Below are 24,443 nucleotides of genomic sequence, written 5' to 3'. Positions count from 1 at the left end.
ACGCTTCTTCAGCGGTGCGCTGCCAGAGACGGGGCCACGACTTGTTGCATGCGGTGTGGATGCACGGATCCCGGTTCAGCGGCGCGGCATTACATGCCGCACCGCGCCCGGGACAGGAGAGTTACTTCCGCACGCAGATCACACGCACGACGGCGGCTTTCGCATCCGTGGACGTGCTATTCGCGGTGATGGCGTTCGCCTTCAGAAAATCACGTACGCTTTCCGCGGAGACCATCACCGCCTGCGACGCCGGTACCGATGTCGCGGGACCCGCAACCATCGCCGGCTTCAACAGTGCGATGCCGGCGAACTTGCCGTCGCCGTCGATGGCGGGGCTGCCAGAGAAGCCAACAGCCGGTGGCGGTGAGAGCGGGGAATCGCCGCCACCGACGGATGCCAGCGCCGCCTTGAGGCTCGACGCACCGGCGGCTCCGCCCTGGCTCTGCGGATCCGCGATACCGATGATATCGACACCCGTCTTCGCCGCGCCGGCGGCGAGGCTGAGGGGCTTCAGGCCGCGGGCGCCGTAGATGTGCAGCAGCGCGAGGTCGTGTTCCCGGTCCTCGGCGAGCCGGTCGGCGCTGCCATAGCCGGCGATCGTGATCGCGAGACAGGAATCGGTGACGAGGCGGTCGGTGACGATCGCGCCATCGTCGCTGACGACGAGACCGCTGCCATATTCGACGGTCTTGCGCGGCGGCGGCCCGGGTTGCGGCCCTGACGGAAACGCGTTGAACGCGCTCGACATCGCGATCACGACCGGCTCGACGGTGTTCTCGGTCGCCTGATCGTAGAGGATCGTCATGATGCGGACTTCATCACCCCTGGAGGTGCCGCGCACGTAAAATTTCTTCAGGCCCTGCAAACCCGACAGCACGAAGAAATCGGGCTTCACCACGGTGTAGTCGACCTTGCGACCTGGCTCCTTCTTCTCCGCTTCGGCAAGCTTGGCGGTGGTCGGGTTCGTCTCCTTGCGGCGGCTGAGCAGCACCTGCACTGTGCCGGTCGGCGAGGTCCATTTCGAGCCGGTTGCGTCGGTCGCCTGCTGTGGCACCAGTTTTGAGGGAATGCCAAGCCGCGCGCCGCTGGTCATCTCCGTCACGATCTTCCAGCCGACGCTGTCCTGCTTTCGTCGCGCGGTCTCGGCGAGCGCGGCGCGTTCCTGCGGATTGAGCACGCCGGTCGGCTTGCCGCCCTTGGCCTTCTGATATTCCTTGATCGCCTCGACCATGCGCGCGCTGACGTCGCCGGTGATGGCGCCGTTATATTGGCCGACCCAGGCGAGGTCGGACTGCAGCGACAGCCGCTCCGCCTGCGCCATGGCATCGGCAGTCGCAGCCGGCGTCTGCAACGCAGGAGGCCGGATCGGAACGGTCTGGACCGGCTTCGGCTTGGTGCCGGGAATCTGCGGTGTCGTCATCTGGGCGTTCGCGCCTGTCGCAGCCGCCAACATCAGTGTTGCCGCAAGCATCGATCTCATGACAAATCCAGCCAGCCCATTGAACGCATTGCCATTGAAGCACATCTCGTTGGTCGCGAACAATGTTGCGGTGGTTCAGACCGGCAGGAGAGGCCTAGCCCCTCATCCTGAGGAGCCGCGTCAGCGGCGTCTCGACGGATGAAGGCCGTGCAGCCGCAGCGGGGCCTTCATGGTTCGAGACGGCGCTTCGCGCCTCCTCACCATGAGGGGAGGATCTGGAGGGATAACGATGCTGAGCCCGGACGAACTCGAACGTTATGCCCGCCATATCGTGCTGCGCGATGTCGGTGGTCCCGGCCAGGCTGCGCTGAAGCGGGCCTCCGTGCTGGTGATCGGCGCCGGCGGGCTCGGCGCGCCGGCCCTGATGTATCTGGCTGCGGCAGGGATCGGCACGCTCGGCGTGGTCGATGACGATGTGGTGTCGCTGTCCAACCTCCAGCGCCAGGTCATTCACACCACGCCCGATATCGGCCGGCACAAGGTCGAGAGCGCAGCCGAAAGGATAACGGCGCTCAATCCGCATGTCAGCTTCGTCGGCCACGCCACCTGGCTCAATGCCGACAACGCGCTGTCGCTGATCGGCGATTATGACCTCGTGCTCGACGGCTCCGACAATTTCTCGACCCGCTATTTGGCCTCGGACGCCTGCTTCTTCGCCAAAAGACCGCTGATCACGGCGGCACTCGGCACCTTCGATGGCTCGCTGACCACCATCCGCGCCCATGAGAAGAACGAGCAGGGCGAATTCAATCCGACCTATCGCTGCCTGTTCCCGGAGGCGCCGCCGCCCGGGACCGTGCCGGCGTGCGCCGAAGCCGGCGTCATGGGCGCGCTCGCGGGCGTGATGGGCTCGATGATGGCGCTGGAGGCAATCCGCGAGATCGTCGGCTTTGGCGACGGCCTGGTTGGTCGCCTCCTGATGATCGATGCGCGCGCGATGCGCTTCGAGACGCTGCGTTACGCGCGCGATCCAGCCAATCCGCTCAATGGCGATGGGCCTGTGATCACTGACCTCAGCGCCCATCGCACCTGATCGCAGCCGCTACGCCGTGGCCGGCTTCTCGCTGTCGAGGTGCGCCATTTGCTCGGCCGCGTAACGCGTACCGGCGGCGACATCGGGCGGGAAGGCCTTTGCCAGCACCGCGAGATGAGCTGGCGTCAGCGTGAGCTTGGCCGCACCAAGTGCCTCGCTGAGGCGGTTGCGGGTGCGGGCGCCGACCAGCGGCACGATCTCTTTCCCTTGCGCCGCCACCCAGGCGATCGCGACCTGCGCCGGCGTCGCACCAATCTCGGCGGCGATGGCGCGCAGCTGCTCCACCAACGCGAGATTGGCATCGAGATTCGATCCCTGGAAGCGCGGCGTCATCAGCCGGTAGTCCTTGCCTGTCTTGCCGGAATCCTTCGACCAGTGGCCGCTGATCAGGCCACGCGCCAGCACGCCGTAAGCCGTGATGCCGATGCCGAGCTCGCGGCAGGTCTTCAGAATGTCGCGTTCGATGCCACGCTCGATCAGCGAATATTCGATCTGGAGATCGGCGATCGGGTGCACGGCATGCGCGCGGCGGATGGTGTCGGAGCCGACCTCGGACAGGCCGATATGCCTGATGTAGCCGGCCTTCACGAGATCGGCGATGCCGCCGATGGTCTCCTCGATCGGAATGTTGGGATCGAGCCGCGCCGGACGGTAGATGTCGATGTAGTCGGTGCCGAGCCGCTGCAGCGAATAGGCGAGGAAGTTCCTCGTTGCGGCCGGCCTCGTGTCCATGCCGGTGAATTCGCCGGCAGGACCGCGCAGCGCACCGAACTTGACGCTGATCTGCACTTTTTCGCGCGGCACGTCCTGGAGCGCTTCGCGCACCAGCATTTCATTGTGGCCCATGGCGTAGAAATCGCCGGTGTCGACCAGGGTGATGCCGGCATCCAGCGCCGCGTGGATCGTGGCGATGCTCTCGCCGCGATCGGCGGGGCCGTAGACCTCGGACATGCCCATGCACCCGAGACCGAGAGCGGAGACGGTGGGGCCGGTTGAACCGAGTTTGCGCTGTTCCATGATGGCTCTCCTCGAAAAGGCGCTGACTGCGCCGCGTGACGAGGCCTGATATGCGCCTGATCGATTGCGCCGATAAGCTGGACAATCGAGAACGGCTTGTTCACATTGGCGAACAATGGCTGAACCCGACCTGCGTGATCTCGACGTCTTCGTGGCGGTTGCCCGCACCCGCAATTTCCGGCGCGCTGCGGTCGAAATTCGTGTGTCGGTGTCGAGCCTTAGCCAGCGGCTTCGGGATCTGGAGGAGCGCCTCGGCGTCCGCCTGATGAACCGCACCACCCGCAGCGTCGCCCTGACCGAGGCGGGCGAGCTGCTGCTTTCGCGCGTAGCGCCGGCGCTGCGCGATGTCGGCGACGCCCTCGATCAGGTCCGCGGCCTGCGCGAAGTGGCCTCGGGCCGGCTGCGCATCAACGCGCCGCCGCCCGCGGTCGATCTCGTGCTGGCGCCGATGATCGGGCCGTTCCTCAAGGCCTATCCGCAGGTCGACCTCGACGTCGTCTCCGAGAGCGGGTTCGTGGACATCGTCAGCGCGGGCTTCGATGCCGGCGTGCGTTATGGCGAGCATCTCGCGCAGGACATGGTCGCGATCTCGCTGAGCGGCCCGCAGAGCTATGTCGTGGTCGCTTCGCCCGATTACCTCGGACGCCGCGGCAAGCCTGAGCATCCGAAGGATCTGCTCGACCATGATTGCATCCGCGCCCGCTACTCCAGCGGTGTCATGCATGATCTGGAGTTCGAGAAGGCCGGTCAGCTGGTGAAGGTCGATCCGCCCGCAAAGCTGATCTCGACCAACATGGGACTTTCCATGCGCGCTGCGCTCGACGGTGCCGGTATCTGGGCAACGCTCGATGGTTATGTCGGCGAAGCCCTGAAGTCGGGCGCGCTGATCAGCCTGCTCCAGGACTGGTGCGAGCCGTTTCCGGGCCCGTTCCTATATTATCCAAGCCGGCGCCAAGCGCCGCCGGCACTGCGGGCCTTCATCGATTTCGTCGCCGACAGGCGCAAGCGCGAAACGCGCTGAGACACTGAACTCTCAGAGCATGCTCGGCAGCACGCGATCCGGTGGCTTGTGCGCGTCGAGGAAGGTGCGGATGTTGATGATCACCTTCTCGCCCATCTCGACGCGGCCCTCGATCGTGGCCGAGCCCATATGCGGCAGCAGCGTCACCTTGCCGGCCTTGGCGAGCCGCACCAGCTTCGGGTTCACCGCGGGCTCGTGCTCGTAGACATCGAGGCCGGCGCCGCCGATCTCGCCGCCTTCGATCAGCTTGATCAGCGTGTCCTCGTCGGTGACCCCGCCGCGCGCGGTGTTGACGATGTAGGCGTCCTTGCGGATCAGCTTCAGCCGGCGCGCCGACAGCAGATGGTAGGTCGCCGGCGTGTGCGGACAGTTCACGGAGATGATGTCCATCCGCGCCAGCATCTGGTCGAGGCTTTCCCAATAGGTCGCGCCCAGCTCTTCCGCGATCTTCGGCGCCACCGGCCGGCGGTTGTGATAGTGGATCTGCAAGCCGAAGGCGCGGGCGCGGCGTGCGACCGCCTGGCCGATGCGGCCCATGCCGATGATGCCGAGGCGCTTTCCGCCGATGCGATGGCCGAGCATCCAGGTCGGCGACCAGCCCGGCCAGGGTTTTCCTTCCGTCAGGATCGAGGCGCCTTCGATCATCCGCCTGGGCACGGCGAGGATCAGCGCCATGGTCATGTCGGCGGTGTCTTCGGTCAGAACTTTGGGCGTGTTGGTGACGGTGATGCCGCGGGCATGCGCGGCCTCGACATCGATGTTGTCGACGCCGTTGCCGAAATTCGCGATCAGTTTCAGCCTGCAGTCGGGCTGATTGATGATGTCGGCGGAGATGTGATCGGTCACGGTCGGAACCAGCACGTCCGCGGTGCGGGCGGCTTCCGCGATCTGCTCGGGCGACATCGGCGCGTCGTCGAGATTGATCCGCGCGTCGAATAGCTCGCGCATCCGGGTCTCAATCGAGTCCGGAAGCTTGCGCGTCACCACGACGAGGGGCTTTTTCTTCACCGACATGTCCTGCCCTCATGAGGCGTTGCGAGCCGCCTCTGTCACCAAAGGCCGGCCGTTGAGGCCTCATTAACCCGGTTGTTCGACACTGCCTTTGCCGTGTCGTCCCGGCGTTTCCTTCAAGCTCTCCCGACATTTCCGGCCGGAAAATCGGGACAAACCGGTTGTTCAGACGTCCGTCCTCTCTAGCAGAAGGCCGGGCCAAGACAAGAACCACGGGCAAAGAGCTCGGGAACACCCGCGTGGGGCGGGTCAGGGGCGACAGCGGCCTGGTTTTGGAATTTTGGGGTGAGGGCCCGGCTCGGCCGGACCTTCGACAGGAGACGGGTTGATGGCGTTGGGGCGTTTTTGTTCGGTGATGGCGCTCGTTTGCACGTGGTTGAGCGCTTCGGTCAGTCCCGGGCATTCGGCAAAGGACAATACCCCTCAGACGGCCTCGGGCCTCCCGGTGCCGCGCTACGTCAGCCTGAAATCGGATCACGTCAACGTCCGCGCCGGCCCAACCAAGGACAATGACGTTGCCTGGGTCTACACCCGCTCCGGCTTGCCGGTCGAAATCACCGCCGAGTTCGAGAACTGGCGCCGGGTCCGCGATTCCGAGGGCGCCGAGGGCTGGGTCTATCACTCGCTGCTGTCGGGCCGCCGTACCGCTGTCGTCACCATGAAGCACAAGGACGACCTCGCGCCGATCTACGATCGCGCCGATCCCGACAGCGCGGTTGCGGCCAGGCTCCAGGCCGGCGTCGTCACCCAGGTGAAGAAGTGCACCGCAAACTGGTGCCACGTCCTCGGCAACGGCTTTGACGGCTGGATCCAGCAGGAGCGCCTCTGGGGCGTCTACTCGGACGAGCAGGTGAACTGATCTGGTTGTCGTCCCGGCGAAGGCCGGGACCCATAACCACAGGCAGTAGTTTGAGGAAGACTGGTGGTTACACAGTCGTCCCGCGGTACAGATAGCTGTGTCTACCGATAAATCACGCGGTATGGGTCCCGGCCTTCGCCGGGACGACGCGAGATTCGAAGCTCAGCGCTTCTTGCGCAGCCGTACGACCATGTCGATGCGGGCGATCTCGTAACCCTCGGGCACCTCCGGCATCTTGGACAGCGCCAGATGCGGATCCTCGATGTCGACCAGCTCGTGGCTGTTCTCGAGATAGTAGTGATGGTGGGTCGTGACGTTGGTATCGAAATAGGTCTTGGTGCCGTCGACGCTGACCTGACGGAGCAAGCCGGCATCGGTGAGCTGGTTCAGCGTGTTGTAGACGGTCGCCAGCGAGACCGGCACCTTGGCCAGCGTCGCTTCTTCGTAGAGCATTTCAGCCGTGAGGTGACGTGCACCCTTGCCGAACAGGAGCCAGCCGAGCGCCATGCGCTGGCGCGTCGGGCGAAGCCCCGCGGACTGGAGCATTTCGTTGACGTCGTGCCACGGGCAACCGGTCAAAGCCGGCTGGCGGCCGGACATAAGAGCCGCCGCGTGGGCCTCTTCATCGCGATGGGGCGCGTTATTTTCGTTCATTTCCAGCTTCGGGCACGCGTGAACACTGTCGTTCTCAAACATATATGGAGAGATAGATGCAGATGCAAGTTTCTCGCAACTAGAGTGGTTCTAATTAGCAGGGGAACCGCGCCCGGCCCCCGTCATTTTACCTTCATGAGAGCGCTTTGCTACCCGAAATAGCCTGTGTTAGAGAGCCCGCGGTTCCGCTTAACCGATTTGGCGCGGCCCGGCATTGAAGGCCGCTCGCTATCCATCCGGGTCCTTCGGTATTCTCGTCTGACAATGGCAACAGATGTTGCTTTTCGAACAGGATGGGGCCCATTTTCGCCGGAAACGCCGCTCAATCGGGGTTTGAACACAAAGGCTTCCGCATGCTGAACAGGCGCAACGGTTACGAATATGAAGATCTGCTGGCATGTGCCCGCGGCGAGATGTTCGGCCCTGGCAATGCGCAATTGCCGCTGCCGCCGATGCTGATGTTCGACCGCATTACGGACATCAGCGAGACCGGCGGTGAATTCGGCAAGGGGGTGGTGCGCGCCGAGCTCGACGTGAAGCCCGACCTCTGGTTTTTCGGCTGCCACTTCAAGAACGATCCGGTGATGCCCGGCTGCCTCGGGCTCGATGCGCTGTGGCAAATGGTCGGCTTTTATCTGGGCTGGAGCGGAGGTGAAGGTCGCGGTCGCGCGCTTGGCCTCAACGAGCTGAAGTTCAGCGGCCAGGTGCTGCCGGAGGCCCGCAAGGTTGTGTACAACATCGATATCAAGCGCGTGATGCGTTCAAAGCTGGTGCTCGGTATCGCCGACGGATGGCTTTCGGTCGATGACCAGATTATCTATCGCGCGAAGGATTTGAAGGTCGGCCTGTTCAAGCAGGGCACGAGCCTGGGCTGAGCGCATCACCACGAAGACAACGATTGAGGCGAGGCTGTCATGAGGCGGGTTGTGGTCACCGGGATGGGCATTGTCTCCTCCATCGGAAACAACACCCAGGAAGTGCTTGCGAGCCTTCACGAGGCGAAGTCGGGCATTTCGCGGGCTGAGAAATATGCCGAGCTCGGCTTCCGTTCGCAGGTGCAAGGTGCGCCGACGCTCGATCCTTCGGCGATGGTCGACCGCCGCGCAATGCGTTTCCTCGGTCAGGGCGCGGCGTGGAATCACGTCGCGATGGAACAGGCGATCCAGGATTCCGGTCTTTCGCCTGACGAAATTTCCAACATTCGCACCGGCATCATCATGGGCTCCGGCGGTCCCTCCGCGCGCACCATCGTCGAGGCCGCCGACATCACTCGCACCAAGGGACCGAAGCGCGTCGGACCGTTTGCAGTGCCGAAGGCGATGTCCTCCACGGCCTCCGCAACGCTTGCGACCTGGTTCAAGATCAAGGGCGTGAACTATTCGATCTCGTCGGCCTGCGCCACGTCGAACCATTGCGTCGGCAACGCTTATGAGACGATCCAGATCGGCAAGCAGGACGTCATCTTCGCCGGCGGCTGCGAGGAGCTGGACTGGTCGCTGTCGGTGCTGTTCGATGCCATGGGCGCGATGTCCTCGAAGTACAACGACACGCCCGCCACGGCCTCGCGTCCCTACGACGTCAACCGCGACGGCTTCGTGATTGCCGGCGGCGCCGGCGTGCTGGTGCTGGAAGAGCTCGAGCATGCCAAGGCGCGCGGCGCGCGCATTTACGGCGAGATCGTCGGCTACGGCGCGACGTCCGACGGCTACGACATGGTCGCACCATCAGGCGAGGGCGCCGAGCGCTGCATGCGCATGGCGATGTCGACCGTGAAGACCAAGGTGGACTACATCAATCCGCACGCGACATCGACGCCGGCCGGCGATCCGCCGGAGATCGACGCGCTCCGCAGGGTGTTCGGAAGCGGCGAGAAGTGCCCGCCGATCTCGGCGACCAAGGCGCTGACCGGTCACTCCCTGGGTGCAACCGGCGTGCAGGAAGCGATCTATTCGCTGCTGATGATGAACAATGGTTTCATCTGCGAGAGCGCCCACATTCAGGAGCTCGACCCCGTGTTCGCCGACATGCCGATCGTGCGCAAGCGCATCGACAACGTCAAAATCGGCACCGTGCTGTCGAACTCCTTCGGCTTCGGCGGCACCAACGCCACGCTGGTGTTCAGCCGGCTGGACGTGTGAGGTTACCGTCATCGACGGATAGTTAGTTCGTCATGGCCGGGCTTGTCCCGGCCATCCACGTCTTTGCTACTGGTTCGGAAGAACGTGGATGCCCGGGACAAGCCCGGCCATGACGGAGAGCGGAGGGTAATTGCGAGATGGAAGGTTTTATGAAAGGCAAGCGCGGTCTGATCATGGGCATCGCCAATGATCATTCGATCGCCTGGGGCATGGCGAAGACGCTGCATGCCCACGGCGCCGAGCTCGCCTTCACCTTCCAGGGCGAGGCGCTGGGCAAGCGCGTCAAGCCGCTGGCCGAGCAGCTTGGCGTCGACATGGTACTGCCCTGCGACGTCGAGGACATCGCCAGCGTCGACGCCACATTCGCGGCCTTGCGCGAAAAATGGGGCCGGCTGGATTTCGTGATCCATGCGATCGGCTTCGCCGACAAGAACGAGCTCAAGGGCCGTTACGCCGACACCAGCCGCGAGAATTTTTCGCGCACCATGGTGATCTCCTGCTTCTCCTTCACGGAAGTGGCAAAACGCGCCGCTGACCTGATGACGGAGGGCGGCAGCATGATCACGCTGACCTTCGGCGCCTCGGAACGCGCGATGCCGAACTACAACGTGATGGGGGTGGCCAAGGCGGCGCTGGAAGCCTCGGTGCGCTATCTTGCGTCCGATTTCGGGCCGCGCGGCATCCGCGTCAACGCGATCTCCGCAGGCCCGATCCGCACGCTCGCGGGTTCCGGCATCGGCGAGGCGCGCGCGATGTTCGCCTTCATGCAGAAGCATTCCCCGCTCCGCCGCGGCGTCACGCTGGACGAGCTCGGTGGCTCGGCGCTGTATCTGCTGTCGGATCTTTCCGGCGGCGTGACCGGCGAGATCCATTATGTCGATTCCGGCTACAACATCGTCCTGATGCCTAGGCCGGACGATTTGAAAGCGGAAGATTAGCCCGCCGCGATCTTCTCCGCGCGCTGGAACGCCGGTCGCGCCATGCAGCGCGCGAGATAGGCATCAAAGGCCGGGCGCGACGGCACCATCTTGAACAGGCGCACCGCGAAGTTCAGACCCGATCCGATCGTGATGTCGGCGGCCGAAAACTCCTCGCCGAGAATCCACGGTCCGTTCGCGAGCGCGGCTTCCAGCACGTCGAAGACCTGCGTCGCGCTGCCCCAGGCCGCGGTCGAGGTCGGGATCTCGATCTTGGTGAAGATCTGGATGATGGCGGGTTCGATGCAGCCCGGCGAGAAGAACAGCCATTGCAGGTAACGCGCACGGCGCGGGTCGGTCACGGCTGGCGCCAGCCTGGTCTCGGGATAGCGGTCGGCAATGTAGGCGCAGATGGCGGCGGCTTCGCCGAGCGCGGCATCGCCGTCGGTCAGCGCCGGAACCTTGCCCATCGGATTGACCTTCAGATAGTCCGGCGCTTTCTGCGCACCGGTCGAAATGTCGGTCAGCACGCGCTCATAGGGCAGACCGCTTTCTTCCATCAGCCAGAGCGTCGTGAACGAGCGCGAGCGAGGCGACCAATAGAGTTTGATCATGGGAAGCGGACCTTTCATCGCTGGGAGCCGAACGGCGCGCAATTCATGCCGCGTTTGCCGGGCATTCGCAACGCACACCGCTCAGGTCCAGAATGCTCCGGCTCAGTCCTCCTTGAGATAGCCGGGGAGACCTCGGTCGAGCCTGTCTGCGACGAGTGTTCGTGTCCTCTCGCGCAACGCCGCGTTGGCCGAAGCTGCCGCGGGCGGGTCGGGGAACATTGAGTTGTCGAGTTTGGTCAGCGGGTCTTCGGTCAGTCGCATACTTGCGGCGAAGTTCGCGCCGAAATTCACAAAGGGGCGCTTGATTTCCTCATAGCTTCTGCCGTCGATCAGGTTGATCGAGATGTTGGCGAACAAATGCGAATGCCGGATCAGATTTCCGAGCCCCTGATTGAACGTGCCGATGCCGTTTAACATCAGGCGGGTGCCCGGCAGTTCTCCCTTGTACGTGGTCGCAACCAGATAGCGATCGCAGCTCCCGTTCGGAGTGATGCCGCGCACGATCGCTGGCAGGCGTTCGTTAGGATCGGGAATGAATCGCGATTTCGGATTGTAAAAGGGCTCGAAGGTTCCCTTGGGGTAGGCGATCCTGCGAACACCGGGATCGCCACCCGTTGCGGCTTTAACCCGCGCAAACACGAGATCGTCGAGACCCCAGTCGATGGGAACTTCGGTCTCCTCGTTCTCGAAAATGGTCAGCCCGAATTTTTGGACGGAATAGCGCTCGCCGATCACCGAGATCACGCCAAGCCGGCACGGGCCGCTCTCGACCGCGACCGGCTGCTTCGCCACCGGTTTGGCTTTCGCGGGCTTCTTGGCAGCTGGTTTTGCCGGTGCGGCCGCTGCGGGAGATGCGGTGGTTGCGGAAGGAGTTTGCGCTGCTGCCGGAGCCAGAAAGGACAGCAGGACGAGCACTGAGGCAGCAAATCGAAACATGGATTCCAGAGGATTAGCGGCAGGAGGTCATCGGTCACGCCACACTAGGTTGGGATCATGACAACCGCAAGCTGCATCCCGAACTCGCTGTCTATCCAGCTGGTCCCTGCCGCCACCGATAATACTTCATCACAAACCCGTTCGACGGCTCGATCTCTTGCTTCTCGAACACAAAGCCTTCGCGCTCGTACCAGCGCCAGGCCTTTTCATTCTCGCGGACGCAGCGCAGATACATCTCGTCGGGCATTTGTGTGCGCGTGAAGGCGAGCAATTGGCGGCCGAGCGATTGGCCCTGATAGCCGGGCGCGACGAACAGCATGTCGAGATAGAGTTTTGGCAAATGCAGCGCCAGCATCGCGGCGATCGTGCCGTTGTCGTCGGCGACGAACAGGCTCCAGCCGTCCTCGATCTCGCGCCGGATTCGTGCACGCAGGTTGGCCAGCAGGAATTCGCTCGCCTCGCCGAGCCCGGTCGAGACCCAGCTCTCCATCCAGACACGGCCGATCTCGTCGTATTCGTCCGCGCCGGCCGGGCGGATGGTGGGATGCGACATCGAGGCCTCAGGTCGGCTTGCTGCGCACGGATGGGCGTGCGCGCACCTTGCCCGCCGACAGGCACACCACCTCGGAGATCTGAAGGAGTTGCCGCGCGAGCGGGCTGGTCTTGCGCCAGACCATGCCGATGGTGCGTGACGGCTGCGGGTCGCGGAAGCGCGCGAGCGAGACCGAGGCCGATCGCGTCTCCACCGACACCGCCATTTCCGGGATCAAGGTGACGCCGATGCCGGCGCTGACCATCTGGACCAGCGTCGACAGCGAATTGGCGTCCAGCATCTCGCGCGGCGGCGCCGATTGCATGTTGCAGAATGACAGCGCCTGATCGCGGAAGCAGTGCCCCTCTTCAAGCAGCAGCAGCCGCATCTCCCGCATCATCTCCCGCGATGGGGCCGGCGTGCCCTCATCCGCGCTCGGCCGCACCAGCAGGAATTTTTCCTCGAACAGGGCGACCTCGGTGAGCGAGGGCTCGGACACCGGCAACGCAACGATGGCGGTATCGAGCCGGCCTTCCACCAGTTCCTGGATCAGCCGCGGCGTCATCGTCTCGCGCACGCGGATGTCGAGCTCCGGATGCATGCGCGTCAGGTTCTTGGTGATCGTCGGCAGCAGATAGGGCGCGATCGTCGGAATCATGCCGATGCGCAGCCGTCCGGAGAATCGGTCCTGCGAGGCGCGGGCGAAATCGCCAAGCTCGTCGACCGAGCGCAAAATGTCGCGGACGCGCTGCGCGAGCTCCTCGCCAAATCGGGTCAACGCCACCTGCCGGGCGCTGCGCTCAAGCAGCAGGCCGCCGAGCGCCTCCTCCAGCTCCTTGATCTGCATCGACAGGGCAGGCTGCGAGATCGAACAGGACTCAGCCGCGCGCCCGAAATGATTGTGACGCGCCAGGGCGTCGAAGTACCGGAGCTGGCGCAGGGTGAGGTTTAGCATCAGAAAATCTTATCGCTGCGATCATTAAAGTCAACTTCCCCTGATCGAACGCGAAGCTTAGAGTGCTTCTACCTGGTCAAAGGCGCGAGTTCGACGCCACCAGAGGAGGTATTCATGGACGACTCTTCAAAGTGCCCGTTTTCGGGTGGAAAACGTGTGCCGGCGAACCGCGATTGGTGGCCGACCCAGCTCAGCATCGAGATGCTGCACAAGAATTCGGCCAAGTCCGACCCGATGGACAAGGACTTCGACTACGCCAAGGAATTCAAGTCGCTCGACCTGAACGCGGTCATCAAGGACCTGACCGCTTTGATGACCGAATCGCAGGAATGGTGGCCCGCCGACTTCGGTCACTACGGCGGCCTCATGATCCGCATGGCCTGGCACAGCGCGGGCACCTATCGCACCACCGACGGCCGCGGTGGCGCCGGTGCCGGGCAGCAGCGTTTCGCGCCGCTGAACAGCTGGCCCGATAACGCCAATCTCGACAAGGCACGCCGTCTGCTCTGGCCGATCAAGCAGAAATACGGCCGCAAGATCTCCTGGGCCGATCTGATGGTGCTGGCCGGCAACGTCGCGCTGGAGTCGATGGGCTTCAAGACCTTTGGCTTTGCCGGCGGCCGCGTCGACGTCTGGGAGCCGGAAGAGCTGTATTGGGGTCCGGAAGGCACGTGGCTGGGCGATGAGCGCTACAGCGGCGAACGCCAGCTCGCCGAGCCGCTCGGCGCGGTGCAGATGGGCCTGATCTACGTCAATCCGGAAGGCCCGAACGGCAAGCCGGATCCGGTCGCCGCGGCCAAGGACATCCGCGAGACCTTCTCCCGCATGGCGATGAACGATGAAGAGACCGTCGCGCTGATCGCCGGCGGCCACAGCTTCGGCAAGACCCATGGTGCCGGCGATCCGTCGCTGGTCGGACCGGAGCCGGAAGCAGGCGCGCTCGAGGATCAGGGCCTCGGCTGGAAGAGCAAGCACGCGTCGGGCCACTCGGGCGATTCCATCACCAGCGGTCTCGAGGTGACCTGGACGACGACACCGACCAAGTGGAGCAACAACTTTTTCGAGAACCTGTTCAATTTCGAATGGGAGCTGACGAAGAGCCCGGCCGGTGCGCAGCAGTGGACGGCCAAGAACGCCGACGCGATCATTCCCGACGCCTTCGACAAGTCGAAGAAGCACCGGCCGACGATGCTGACGACCGACCTCTCGCTGCGTATGGATCCGGCCTATGAGAAGATCTCGCGCCGCTTCCTGGAGAATCCCGATCAATTCGCGGACGCCTTCGCCCGCGCCTGGTTCAAGCTCACCCATCGCGACATGGGCCCGATCCAGCGCTATCTCGGCCCGCTGGTGCCGAAGGAAACGCTGATCTGGCAGGACCCGATCCCGGCCGTGAATCACGAGCTGGCCAGCGAGCAGGATATCGCCTCGCTGAAGACCAAGATCCTGGCTTCGGGTCTGTCGGTCTCGGAGCTGGTCTCGACCGCCTGGGCGTCGGCCTCGACGTTCCGCGGCTCGGACAAGCGTGGCGGCGCCAACGGCGCGCGCATCCGCCTCGCCCCGCAGAAGGATTGGGAGGTGAACGAGCCGGCTCAGCTCTCGAAGGTCCTGGGCAAGCTCGAAGCGATCCAGAAGGACTTCAACGCGTCATCCGGTGCGAAGAAGGTCTCGCTGGCGGACCTCATCGTGCTCGGCGGCACCGCCGCGGTCGAGAAGGCCGCGAAGGATGCCGGCGTCGACGTCAAGGTCGGCTTCACGCCGGGCCGCATGGATGCCTCGCAGGAGCAGACCGACGCCGCCTCGTTTGCTCCGCTGGAGCCGCGGGCCGATGGCTTCCGCAACTTCATCGGCAAGCGGCAGCAGTTCATGATGCCCGAGGAGGCTCTGGTCGATCGTGCGCAGCTGCTCCGGCTTACCGGCCCGGAGATGACGGCCCTCGTCGGCGGTCTGCGCGTGCTCGGTGCCAATGCGAACGGTTCGAAGAACGGCGTCCTCACCTCGAAGGTGGGAACGCTGAGCAACGACTTCTTCGTCAACCTGCTCGACATGAGCACGCAGTGGACGCCGGCCGGCACCGACGGCACCTATGAGGCCCGCGACCGCAAGACCAATGCGGTCAAGTGGACCGGCACGCGCGTCGACCTGATCTTCGGCGCGCACTCGCAGCTTCGCGCCTACGCCGAGGTCTATGCCACGTCGGATTCCAAGGAGCAGTTCGTCAAGGACTTCGCCAAGGCCTGGACCAAGTTGATGAACCTCGACCGGTACGACATCGCGGCTTGATCGCTGAGTTCAGCAAGCGGCAATGAAAAGGGCGGCTGAGAAGCCGCCCTTTTTTGCTCGAAATTTGCGGCGTCTACACCCCGAGCGTGCCGCCCTTCGCCGCAGCGTAACGCTCGCTGATCTTGCTCCAGCTCACCGTGTTCCACCAGGCCTTGAGGTAGTCGGCACGGCGGTTCTGATAATTCAGATAATAGGCGTGCTCCCAGACGTCGTTGCCGAGCAAAGCGCGCTTGCCGTCAATGATGGGATTGTCCTGGTTCGGCCGCGTCTCGATCGCCAGCTTTCCATCCTTGTCGACGATGACGAACACCCAGCCCGAGCCGAACACCCGTCCGCCGGCAGCGTTGAAGTCGGTCTGGAATTTCTCCATGCCGCCAAGATCGCGGTCGATCGCGGCCAGCACTTCGCCTTCCGGCTTGCCCCCGTTCGGTCCCATGATCTGCCAGAACATCGTGTGGTTGGCATGGCCGCCCATGTTGTTGCGCACGCCGGTGCGGATCGCTTCGGGCACCGCGGCAAGATTGCCGAGAACGTCGCCGATGGGTTTGTCGGCAATCCCTGGGTTCTCCTTGGCGAAATTGTTGAGGTTGGTGATAAAGGCCTGGTGATGTCGGTCGTGATGGATCTCCATGGTCTTCGCGTCGATATGCGGTTCGAGCGCCGCGGTCGGATAGGTCAACGGCGGCAGCATGAAGGGACCTGCTGCGGCGGCCGGTGACGCGGCTTGAGCGAACACACGCGGGGCGGCGGCGACCGCCGCAATGCCGGTGGCAGCCAGCATGAGATGGCGCCTGGAGATCGATGACATTTGAACTTCCTTCGCTTCATGGGTGAAGACGCCGGTGAGATGCGGCGCGGGCAGTGTGCTCAGTTACGGGTCAAGCCGCATTGCCGGTTTCAGCCAAAGGCATTCTGACGCTGCGGCGGAATCGCACATCGCCGAGGCGCGCAAACAATAAAAGCGCACAAACAAAAAGGGCGGCCGCGAGGCCGCCCTTCGTGTTTCTGGCAGGTAGCGAGATTTACTCGCCGGCCGCTTCGCGCGCGGGCTGCTGGCTCTCGCCCTTGCCCTCGAGATCTTCGCCGGTCTCCTGATCGACCACCTTCATCGATAGGCGGGTCTTGCCGCGGTCGTCGAAGCCGAGCAGCTTGACCTTGACCTTGTCGCCTTCCTTGACGACGTCGGAGGTCTTCTGCACGCGCGCCGAGGCGAGCTGGCTGATGTGGACGAGACCGTCCTTGGAGCCGAAGAAGTTCACGAAAGCGCCGAACTCCATCACCTTGACGACGGTGCCGTCATAGATCTGGCCGACTTCCGGATCGGAGGCGATCGACTTGATCCACTTGATCGCGGCCTTCATGGCCTCGCCGTCGCTGGAGGCGACCTTCACGGTGCCGTCGTCCTCGATGTTGACCTTGGCGCCGGTCTTCTCGACGATCTCGCGGATCACCTTGCCGCCGGTGCCGATCACTTCGCGGATCTTGTCGGTGGCGATCTTGAACGTCTCGATGCGCGGCGCGTATTCGCCGAGCTCGGCACGGGCGTTGGTGAGCGCCTTCGACATCTCGCCGAGGATGTAGATACGCCCATCCTTGGCCTGGCCGAGCGCGACCTTCATGATCTCCTCGGTGATGCCCTCGATCTTGATGTCCATCTGGAGCGAGGTGATGCCCTGCTCGGTACCGGCGACCTTGAAGTCCATGTCGCCGAGATGGTCCTCGTCACCGAGAATGTCCGAGAGAACCGCGAAGCGCTTGTCTTCGAGGATCAGGCCCATCGCGATGCCCGCGGTCGGCCGCTTCAACGGCACGCCGGCGTCCATCAGCGCGAGCGAGGCGCCGCAGACCGAAGCCATCGACGAAGAGCCGTTGGATTCGGTGATCTCCGACACCACGCGCGTGGTGTAGGGGAATTCGTGGTGCGGCGGCAGCACCGGGTGGATCGCGCGCCAGGCGAGCTTGCCGTGGCCGATCTCGCGGCGCTTGGTGCCGCCGAGGCGGCCGGTCTCACCGACCGAGTAGGGAGGGAAATTGTAGTGCAGCAGGAACGTCTCTTTGTACGTTCCCGACAGCGCGTCGATGTACTGCTCGTCCTCACCGGTGCCGAGCGTGGTCACGACCAGCGCCTGGGTCTCGCCGCGGGTGAACAGCGCCGAGCCGTGGGCGCGGGGCAGCACGCCGACTTCGGCGACGATGTTGCGCACGGTCTTGGAATCGCGACCGTCGATACGCTTGCCGGTGTCGAGAATGTTCCAGCGAACGATCTTGGCTTCGAGCTCCTTGAACACGCCGCCGATGCGCAGCTTGTCGTATTTCGGCTCCTGCCCTTCGGGGAAGTAGTGGGCGATCACCTTTTCCTTGACCTTGCCGACCGCGGCGTAGCGATCCTGCTTGACCGGAATGGCGTAAGCGGCGCGCAGCTCCTGCTCGACCATGCCGAGCATTTCCTTTTCGAGCGCCGAATTGTCGATCGTGGTGACCTCGCGCGGCTCCTTCGCGGCCTTTTCAGCCAGCTCGATGATCGCGTTGATCACCGGCTGGAAGTGGCGGTGACCGAACATCACGGCGCCGAGCATGATCTCTTCGTTCAGCTCCTTGGCTTCCGATTCCACCATCAGCACGGCGTCCGCGGTGCCGGCTACGACGAGATCGAGCTGGGTGTCGACCATCTCGTCGAGCGTCGGGTTGAGGATGAACTCGTCATTGGCGAAGCCGACGCGCGCGGCGCCGATCGGGCCCTTGAAGGGGGCGCCCGACAGGGTCAGCGCAGCCGACGATGCCACCAGCGCGACGATATCGGGATCGTTCTCCATGTCGTGCGAGAGCACGGTGACGATCACCTGGGTCTCGTTGCGCCAGCCGTCGACGAACAGCGGACGGATCGGACGGTCGATCAGGCGGGAGACCAGCGTTTCCTTCTCGGTCGGACGACCCTCGCGCTTGAAATAGCCGCCGGGAATGCGGCCGGCTGCGTAGGTCTTCTCCTGGTAGTCGACGGTCAGCGGCAGGAAGTCGACGCCCTCGCGGGGCGACTTCGCGGCAACGACGGTGGCGAGCACCACGGTCTCGCCGTAGGTCGCGACGACGGCGCCGTCGGCCTGGCGGGCGATCTTGCCGGTTTCGAGCTTGAGAGGGCGTCCACCCCAGTCGATCTCGACTGAATGCTTATTGAACATAGAGGTCTTCTTTCATGGGTTCTCGAAAGAAGGACGGGTCGAAAAACAAAAACCATGCGCAAGATTGCGGGACGTTGATCGAAGCGGGCGATCAGCGTCCTGCGATCCTGCCATGGTTTTTGGATTTCGGATGGCGTCCATCCCTTCGGGTCATACGGGCGCCTTGCCCGTTGTGCCCAGCCGCCGGATTGCTGCTGGACTGTCAGTCGGCACGAACGCGAACACCGAAGCGCGGTGTTCGCCCATCATGCCCCGGATGCTCGCCGTCAACGGCTCGCATCCGATGCGCACGCAGCCTCGACGAAAAACCTTTAAACAAACGCTTTCGTTCGAAATCACGCGCGAAAACGCGCGCCGGTTGGCGCGCGCAAGAACTCTTAACGACGAATGTTGTGCTTCTCGAGCAGCGCCTTGTAGCGCGCCTCGTCCTTCTTCTTCACATAGTCGAGGAGCGAGCGGCGGGTCGAGACCAGCTTCAAGAGGCCGCGACGCGAATGGTTGTCCTTCACGTGGGTCTTGAAATGGTTGGTGAGGTTGGCGATGCGTTCCGACAGGATCGCGACCTGAACCTCTGGCGAGCCGGTATCGCCGGCCTTGTTGGCATTCGTCTTGATGACTTCCGCTTTGCGTTCTGCGGCAATCGACATCGGTCAATTTCTCTCGTTGCGATCGGCGCTGGCAGTCAGGCCGGTCAGGTTGAACACACGCTTGGGGATGATTTCGCCATTGCCGACTTCGGCAAGCGCGAGAAGCCGGCCTGCCACCGTGACATAGACTGTGCCGCTACAAGTGGGCGCATCCCGTCCGCGCAACAAAACGGCTTGGCCCCGATGGAGCCTTGCCGCATCAGCCCGAGTGACGGCCAGTGCCGGGATGTCGTCCAGCGCGGTCTCAACGGGCATAAGCGCGTCGGCGAGGCTACCCTCGCCGGACGCGGCTCTATCGCACAAAGCCTCCAACTGATCCAGCGGAATCATGTCGTTCTCGCCAAATGGGCCGACCAGGGTCCGCCGTAGCGCGCAGATATGGCCGTAAGTGCCGAGAATCCGGCCCATATCGCGGGCCAGCGCGCGGACATAGGTGCCCTTGCCGCACTCGGCCTCGAACACGGCATGGCCGCTATCCGGTTGATCTACAAGGCTTAAACGGTGAATCTCGACCGGACGGGGGGCAAGCTCCACGATCTCGCCGTCGCGGGCGAGGTCGTAGGCGCGCTCGCCCTGGACCTTGATCGCGGAGTAGCGCGGCGGGATCTGCTGGATCACCCCGGTGAAACGGGGCAGCAGGGCCTCGATGGCCTCCCGGGTCGGGCGATGGTCCGAGGTTGCGGTCGCCCGGCCCTCGATGTCGTCGGTGTCGCGCTCCTCGCCCCAGCATACCGTGAACCGGTAGCGCTTGCGGCCGTCCATGACGAAGGGGACGGTCTTGGTGGCCTCGCCAAGCGCGATCGGCAGGCCGCCGGAAGCCAGCGGATCGAGCGTGCCGGCATGGCCGGCGCGCTTGGCGTTGAACAGGCGCTTCAGCACGGCAACGGCCTGCGTCGAGGTCATGCCGATCGGCTTGTCGAGCACGACCCAGCCGTGGACGTCGCGGCGGTCGCGGCGCGGCTGATTGCCCTTCTGCTTGTTGGCGCGCGGATCGTTATTGACGCGGCGCGGCTCCTGATGCGGCTGAGAATTGCCGCTCATGTCCGCAAAATTATTTTTCTGCACGTCGAGCTGATCGGTCTCTTCGCCGCCGATCGTGCCGTGAGCCGGGTCCATCGTCATCGTTCTTCTTCCCGATCCGAATCCGGATCCTGTTCCAGGTCCTTCTGCACCGCGGGTGTTCGCAAAAGCTTCTCGATCCGTTCCGCTTCGTCGAATCGTTCGTCGACGCGGAAGCGAAGGTCAGGTGCAAATTTCAGGTTAACGCGCCGCGCGACCTCGCCGCGCAGGAATTTCTTGTTGCGCTCAAGCGCAACGAGGACGATCTCGGTGTCGCGGCCACCAAGCGGCATCACATAGACTGTTGCGAGCTTCAGGTCGGGCGACATCCGCACCTCCGGCACGGTGATGATGTGGCCTTCAAGGTCAGCATCATGCACGCTGCCTTGCGCCAGAATCTCGGCTATCGCATGGCGAACCTGCTCGCCGACCCGCAACTGACGTTGCGAGCCGCCGGACGCGGAACTCTTTTTCTGATGATGGCGGGGCATGGTCTGAAAATCACCTCGTCGTGCCCGCTTTTGGGACACGGGCATTGTCATTTGTCTTGCTGAAACGAAGAGGGGTGGATGGCCGGAAAAAATCCGGCCATCGCACTCCCGCAATTCAGTTCAAAAAAGATCCAGGCGCTTCGGTAAGATTTGGACTTACAGGGAGCGCTGGATCGTCTCCACGCGGTAACACTCGATGACGTCACCGGCGCGCATGTCGTGATAGTTCTCGAAGGCCATGCCGCATTCCTGACCGGACTGGACTTCCTTCACTTCGTCCTTGAAGCGCTTCAGCGTCGACAGCTTGCCTTCGTGCACGACGACGTTGTCGCGGATCAGGCGCACGTTGGCGCCGCGTTCCACGGTGCCGTCGGTGACGCGGCAGCCCGCGACCTTGCCGACCTTGGAGATGTTGAAGATCTCCAGGATAGCGGCATTGCCGAGCATGGTTTCCCGCAGGGTCGGCGCGAGCAGGCCGCTCATGGCCTTCTTCACGTCGTCCACGAGGTCGTAGATGATGTTGTAGTAACGGATCTCGATGCCGTTGCGCTTGGCGGCCGCAGCGGCCTCCTTGTTCGCACGAACCGAGAAGCCGATGATCGCGGCGTTGAAGCCTTCCGCGAGCGTCACGTCCGATTCCGAGATGCCGCCGACACCCGCATGCAGGATACGCGCGGCGACTTCGTCGGTGCCGAGCTTCTCCAGCGATCCGAGGATCGCTTCCAGCGAGCCCTGCACGTCGGCCTTGATGATCAGCGGGAATTCCTTGCGGCCCGCCGTCTTCAGTTGCGACATCATCTGCTCGAGCGAGCCGCGCATGCCGGAGATCGAGGCAGCCGCGTTCTCGCGCTTCTGGTGCGCGCGGTAGCTGGTGACCTGGCGGGCGCGGGCTTCGTTCTCGACCACGGCGAGACGATCGCCGGCTTCCGGCGGACCGTTGAAGCCGAGCACCTCGACCGGCACTGACGGACCTGCCTCCTGCACCGTTTCGCCCTGATCCGAGATCAGTGCGCGGACGCGGCCCATTTCGGCGCCGGCGACGATGATGTCACCGACACGGAGCGTGCCGCGCTGGACCAGAACGGTCGCGACCGGACCGCGGCCGCGATCGAGCTTGGCTTCGATCACGGTGCCTTCGGCCGGGCGATCCGAATTGGTCTTGAGGTCGAGGATGTCGGCCTGGAGCGCGATCATCTCGAGCAGCTTGTCGAGATTGGTCTTGTTCTTGGCCGATACTTCGACGTCGACGACTTCGCCGCCGAAGGATTCCACCTGCACCTCGTGCTGGAGCAGCTCGGTGCGCACGCGCTCAGGCTTGGCGTCCGGCTTGTCGATCTTGTTGATGGCAACAATGATCGGCACCCGCGCCGCCTTGGCGTGGTTGATGGCTTCGATCGTCTGCGGCATCACGCCGTCGTCGGCCGCAACCACCAGCACGACGATGTCGGTCACCTTGGCGCCGCGGGCGCGCATCGCGGTGAACGCGGCGTGGCCGGGCGTGTCGATGAAGGTGATCTTCTTGCCGCTTTCGGGCGACAGCACCTGATAGGCGCCGATATGCTGGGTGATGCCGCCGGCTTCGCCGGAGACGACGTTGGCATGGCGGAGCGCGTCGAGCAGCGAGGTCTTGCCGTGGTCGACGTGACCCATCACGGTCACCACCGGCGAGCGCGGCTCGGTATCGGTGGAATCGTCGATGGCGTCGAACAGGCCTTCTTCAACGTCGGACGCGGCAACGCGCTTGACGGTGTGACCGAGCTCTTCGGCGATCAGCTGCGCAGTGTCGGCATCGATCACGTCGGTGATCTTGTGAATCGCGCCCTGCTTCATCAGCATGCGGATGATTTCCACCGCGCGCTCCGACATGCGGTTGGCGAGCTCCTGGATGGTGATCGCTTCCGGAATGACCACCTCGCGGATGAGCTTTTCCTTCGGCTCGTTCGCGGCATGGCCCTTCAGGCGCTGGGTGCGGCGGCGGAACGAGGCGATCGAGCGCTCGCGGACGTCGTCGGCATTGAAGGCGGTGACGACCGTCAGGCGGCCGCGCTCCTTCTGCGGGCCGGGCTTGTGGGTGGGCTTGGGAGCGACCACAGGCCGCGCAGCGCCGCCGGGGCCGCGTCGGATCTGGCGCGGACCCTCGTCCTCGTCCGGTCCGGCCGCGACAGCGGGGGCGCGGCCCACCGGGCCTCCCGGCCGCTGCGTGGTTGTTCCCGGCCGCACGGTCGTTGTTCCCGGGCGTGCCGTGGTGGTTGTGCCGGGGCGCGCCATCGGCGCTCCGGGCCGCGCTGCAGGAGCGGCCGAGGTCGCGGTGGCAGGGCGCGCCGCGGATTGCGGCTGCTCGCCTTCGCCAAAACGCTTCTTGGCCTCGGTTTCGGCCTTCCGCTTGGCTTCCTCTTCGTGGCGGTGACGCTCCTCCTCGGCCTTGCGGCGGGCTTCGGCGGCCTCGCGATCGGCACGCTCTGCGCTTTCGCGGACGGCGCGGCGCTGGGCCTCTTCCTCGGCATGGCGGCGCTCTTCGACTTCGCGCACCTTGGCATCGGCCAGCGCGCTGGCGCGGGCGGAACGTTCGTCTTCGGTCAGTGTACGCAGCACCACACCGGAGCCGGCGTTGCGCGGCGGCGCGGGGCGGGCCGGAGCAGGCTTGGGCGCGGCGGCGGCCGGCGCGGGCTTCGCCACCTCGGCCACCTGCGGCTCGGGGCTGCCGTCGACACGGCGCTTGCCACGCTTCTCGACCACGACCTGCTTGCTACGGCCATGACTGAAGCTCTGGCGCACGGTGCCCGTTTCGACGCGCGGCTTGAGCGATAGCGTCTTGCTCGGAACGCTCAGCTTCTTGTCGCCAGGGGTCTTGGTATCAACCATTAAGCAGTCCTAATCCTGATCTTGTTGTCTTGTGCGTTGCCGCACCGTGCTATCGGGTGGTCGTTGTCTCTCAGAAATCCTGGCCGGGCTTTTCGGCAGTCCTGTCAGCGTCCGCCATCCGGTATCGGACCAGCATCTGGCTACGTGACAGGAATGACTTGCTCGCCGGGCCCGCGAGCAGGGCAGCATGTATCACATTTGACCGGGTAAGTGCCAAATCCAATTCTGTCGATTTTAGTGCGGTGACGACGGGAATCTGCGGCTTGGCGCCGCGATTTCCCTCATTTTGACGCGCCAGCATGTCCAATTTGCGGATTCCGTCCGCGGCCCCGTCGCTGGCATGGATCAGGACCTCGACCGTACCTTCCCGAAGCGCGCTTTCGACCTTGCCGAAACCCGCGACGATCTGGCGCGCCTTGGCAGCAATCCCAAGGGCTTCGACCACGCTCCGGACCAGGAGCGCCTCGAGGTCGGCGGGAAGCGTCTGAGGGATGCGCAGCTCGCGCTTGAAGGCTTTCGTAAAATGGTGACGCCGAACGGCTTCCGCAACCACCTCACGCGAGGCGGTGACCCACATGCCGCGTCCGGGCAGCTTGCGCTTGAGATCGGGAACTATGTGCCCTTGCGGCGAGACGACGAAGCGGATCAGCTCGTCGATCGGCCGGACCTCGCGGCTGACCGCACACATCCGCATGGTCGCGGACCTTTCGGTCCGCGGTCCATGGTCGAGTTCGGGGTCAGTATCGGCGAGCATCCGG

Annotated in this window: 22 protein-coding genes; 7 read left to right on the top strand and 15 right to left on the bottom strand. The window is 64.1% G+C overall.

What is annotated here, in order from left to right; genetic code table 11:
- Window positions 1–121 precede the first annotated feature (121 nt).
- The gene (locus AC0L27_RS27495) at window positions 122–1,480 is read right to left on the bottom strand and encodes a serine protease (protein ID WP_354205701.1); all 1,359 of its coding nucleotides are present in this window, start codon (window positions 1,478–1,480) and stop codon (window positions 122–124) included.
- Between the two features lie 229 nt (window positions 1,481–1,709).
- Here AC0L27_RS27495 and AC0L27_RS27490 point away from each other — a divergent pair, with 229 nt between their 5' ends.
- The gene (locus tag AC0L27_RS27490) at window positions 1,710–2,513 is read left to right on the top strand and encodes a HesA/MoeB/ThiF family protein (protein ID WP_354205703.1); all 804 of its coding nucleotides are present in this window, start codon (window positions 1,710–1,712) and stop codon (window positions 2,511–2,513) included.
- 9 nt (window positions 2,514–2,522) lie between these two features.
- Here the strand turns inward: AC0L27_RS27490 and AC0L27_RS27485 are convergent, their stop codons facing one another.
- Window positions 2,523–3,530 carry an aldo/keto reductase gene (locus tag AC0L27_RS27485; protein ID WP_354205705.1) on the bottom strand — a complete coding sequence of 336 codons (1,008 nt, stop codon included), beginning with the start codon at window positions 3,528–3,530 and terminating at the stop codon, window positions 2,523–2,525.
- A gap of 115 nt (window positions 3,531–3,645) precedes the next feature.
- Between AC0L27_RS27485 and AC0L27_RS27480 the strand changes: the two genes are divergently transcribed.
- Window positions 3,646–4,551, top strand: coding sequence for a LysR family transcriptional regulator (locus AC0L27_RS27480; RefSeq protein ID WP_354205707.1), 906 nt, complete (start codon window positions 3,646–3,648; stop codon window positions 4,549–4,551).
- A 12-nt stretch (window positions 4,552–4,563) separates the two neighbouring features.
- Here the strand turns inward: AC0L27_RS27480 and AC0L27_RS27475 are convergent, their stop codons facing one another.
- Entirely contained in the window at window positions 4,564–5,565 is a 1,002-nt protein-coding gene (locus AC0L27_RS27475) for a 2-hydroxyacid dehydrogenase (RefSeq protein ID WP_354205709.1), read from the bottom strand.
- 325 nt (window positions 5,566–5,890) lie between these two features.
- On the opposite strand from AC0L27_RS27475, the gene AC0L27_RS27470 reads away from it, so the two are divergent.
- Complete coding sequence (locus tag AC0L27_RS27470) at window positions 5,891–6,421, top strand: SH3 domain-containing protein (protein ID WP_354205711.1); 531 nt, start codon at window positions 5,891–5,893, stop codon at window positions 6,419–6,421.
- A 162-nt stretch (window positions 6,422–6,583) separates the two neighbouring features.
- Here the strand turns inward: AC0L27_RS27470 and irrA are convergent, their stop codons facing one another.
- Window positions 6,584–7,075 carry an iron response transcriptional regulator IrrA gene (irrA, locus tag AC0L27_RS27465; RefSeq protein WP_354205713.1) on the bottom strand — a complete coding sequence of 164 codons (492 nt, stop codon included), beginning with the start codon at window positions 7,073–7,075 and terminating at the stop codon, window positions 6,584–6,586.
- A 353-nt stretch (window positions 7,076–7,428) separates the two neighbouring features.
- On the opposite strand from irrA, the gene fabA reads away from it, so the two are divergent.
- The 3 genes from fabA to fabI all read left to right on the top strand — a co-directional run bounded on the left by fabA (window position 7,429) and on the right by fabI (window position 10,151).
- A complete protein-coding gene (gene fabA, locus AC0L27_RS27460) occupies window positions 7,429–7,950 on the top strand; it encodes a bifunctional 3-hydroxydecanoyl-ACP dehydratase/trans-2-decenoyl-ACP isomerase (RefSeq protein WP_007603915.1) in 522 nt (173 codons plus the stop codon).
- A 39-nt stretch (window positions 7,951–7,989) separates the two neighbouring features.
- On the top strand, window positions 7,990–9,213 hold the full coding sequence (fabB, locus tag AC0L27_RS27455; RefSeq protein WP_354205716.1) for a beta-ketoacyl-ACP synthase I: 1,224 nt from the start codon (window positions 7,990–7,992) through the stop codon (window positions 9,211–9,213).
- A 137-nt stretch (window positions 9,214–9,350) separates the two neighbouring features.
- Window positions 9,351–10,151 carry an enoyl-ACP reductase FabI gene (gene fabI / locus AC0L27_RS27450; RefSeq protein ID WP_354205718.1) on the top strand — a complete coding sequence of 267 codons (801 nt, stop codon included), beginning with the start codon at window positions 9,351–9,353 and terminating at the stop codon, window positions 10,149–10,151.
- On the opposite strand, the gene AC0L27_RS27445 is transcribed toward fabI, so the two are convergent.
- The 4 genes from AC0L27_RS27445 to AC0L27_RS27430 all read right to left on the bottom strand — a co-directional run bounded on the left by AC0L27_RS27445 (window position 10,148) and on the right by AC0L27_RS27430 (window position 13,167).
- Complete coding sequence (locus AC0L27_RS27445; protein ID WP_354205720.1) at window positions 10,148–10,744, bottom strand: glutathione S-transferase family protein; 597 nt, start codon at window positions 10,742–10,744, stop codon at window positions 10,148–10,150. The genes fabI and AC0L27_RS27445 overlap by 4 nt on opposite strands.
- Before the next feature lie 102 nt (window positions 10,745–10,846).
- Window positions 10,847–11,479: a hypothetical protein gene (locus AC0L27_RS27440; RefSeq protein ID WP_354254662.1), complete on the bottom strand. Its 633-nt coding sequence runs from the start codon at window positions 11,477–11,479 to the stop codon at window positions 10,847–10,849.
- Between the two features lie 292 nt (window positions 11,480–11,771).
- Window positions 11,772–12,233 (bottom strand): GNAT family N-acetyltransferase, encoded by a 462-nt coding sequence (locus tag AC0L27_RS27435; protein ID WP_473320894.1) that lies wholly within the window; start codon window positions 12,231–12,233, stop codon window positions 11,772–11,774.
- Window positions 12,234–12,240: 7 nt separating this feature from the next.
- Window positions 12,241–13,167, bottom strand: a complete 927-nt coding sequence (locus AC0L27_RS27430) for a hydrogen peroxide-inducible genes activator (protein WP_275168783.1) — start codon at window positions 13,165–13,167, stop codon at window positions 12,241–12,243.
- Window positions 13,168–13,281: 114 nt separating this feature from the next.
- On the opposite strand from AC0L27_RS27430, the gene katG reads away from it, so the two are divergent.
- Complete coding sequence (gene katG / locus AC0L27_RS27425; protein ID WP_354205727.1) at window positions 13,282–15,450, top strand: catalase/peroxidase HPI; 2,169 nt, start codon at window positions 13,282–13,284, stop codon at window positions 15,448–15,450.
- A gap of 73 nt (window positions 15,451–15,523) precedes the next feature.
- On the opposite strand, the gene AC0L27_RS27420 is transcribed toward katG, so the two are convergent.
- From AC0L27_RS27420 to AC0L27_RS27390, 7 genes are all read right to left on the bottom strand, one after another.
- On the bottom strand, window positions 15,524–16,258 hold the full coding sequence (locus AC0L27_RS27420) for a superoxide dismutase (protein ID WP_354205729.1): 735 nt from the start codon (window positions 16,256–16,258) through the stop codon (window positions 15,524–15,526).
- A 214-nt stretch (window positions 16,259–16,472) separates the two neighbouring features.
- Window positions 16,473–18,626 (bottom strand): polyribonucleotide nucleotidyltransferase, encoded by a 2,154-nt coding sequence (pnp, locus tag AC0L27_RS27415; RefSeq protein WP_007603907.1) that lies wholly within the window; start codon window positions 18,624–18,626, stop codon window positions 16,473–16,475.
- Window positions 18,627–19,003: 377 nt separating this feature from the next.
- Window positions 19,004–19,273, bottom strand: a complete 270-nt coding sequence (gene rpsO, locus AC0L27_RS27410; RefSeq protein WP_007598346.1) for a 30S ribosomal protein S15 — start codon at window positions 19,271–19,273, stop codon at window positions 19,004–19,006.
- Between the two features lie 3 nt (window positions 19,274–19,276).
- Window positions 19,277–20,395, bottom strand: coding sequence for a tRNA pseudouridine(55) synthase TruB (truB, locus tag AC0L27_RS27405; RefSeq protein WP_354064392.1), 1,119 nt, complete (start codon window positions 20,393–20,395; stop codon window positions 19,277–19,279).
- Entirely contained in the window at window positions 20,392–20,823 is a 432-nt protein-coding gene (rbfA, locus tag AC0L27_RS27400) for a 30S ribosome-binding factor RbfA (RefSeq protein ID WP_275169145.1), read from the bottom strand. Before rbfA ends, truB begins: the two co-directional genes overlap by 4 nt.
- Window positions 20,824–20,979: 156 nt before the next feature.
- Window positions 20,980–23,685: a translation initiation factor IF-2 gene (gene infB / locus AC0L27_RS27395; RefSeq protein ID WP_354205732.1), complete on the bottom strand. Its 2,706-nt coding sequence runs from the start codon at window positions 23,683–23,685 to the stop codon at window positions 20,980–20,982.
- A gap of 70 nt (window positions 23,686–23,755) precedes the next feature.
- Window positions 23,756–24,439, bottom strand: coding sequence for an RNA-binding protein (locus AC0L27_RS27390; RefSeq protein ID WP_354064396.1), 684 nt, complete (start codon window positions 24,437–24,439; stop codon window positions 23,756–23,758).
- Between the last annotated feature and the right edge of the window lie 4 nt (window positions 24,440–24,443).

It is taken from the genome of Bradyrhizobium sp. Ken51, assembly GCF_055807435.1.
This window is presented reverse-complemented; position numbering and strand designations above follow the sequence as displayed.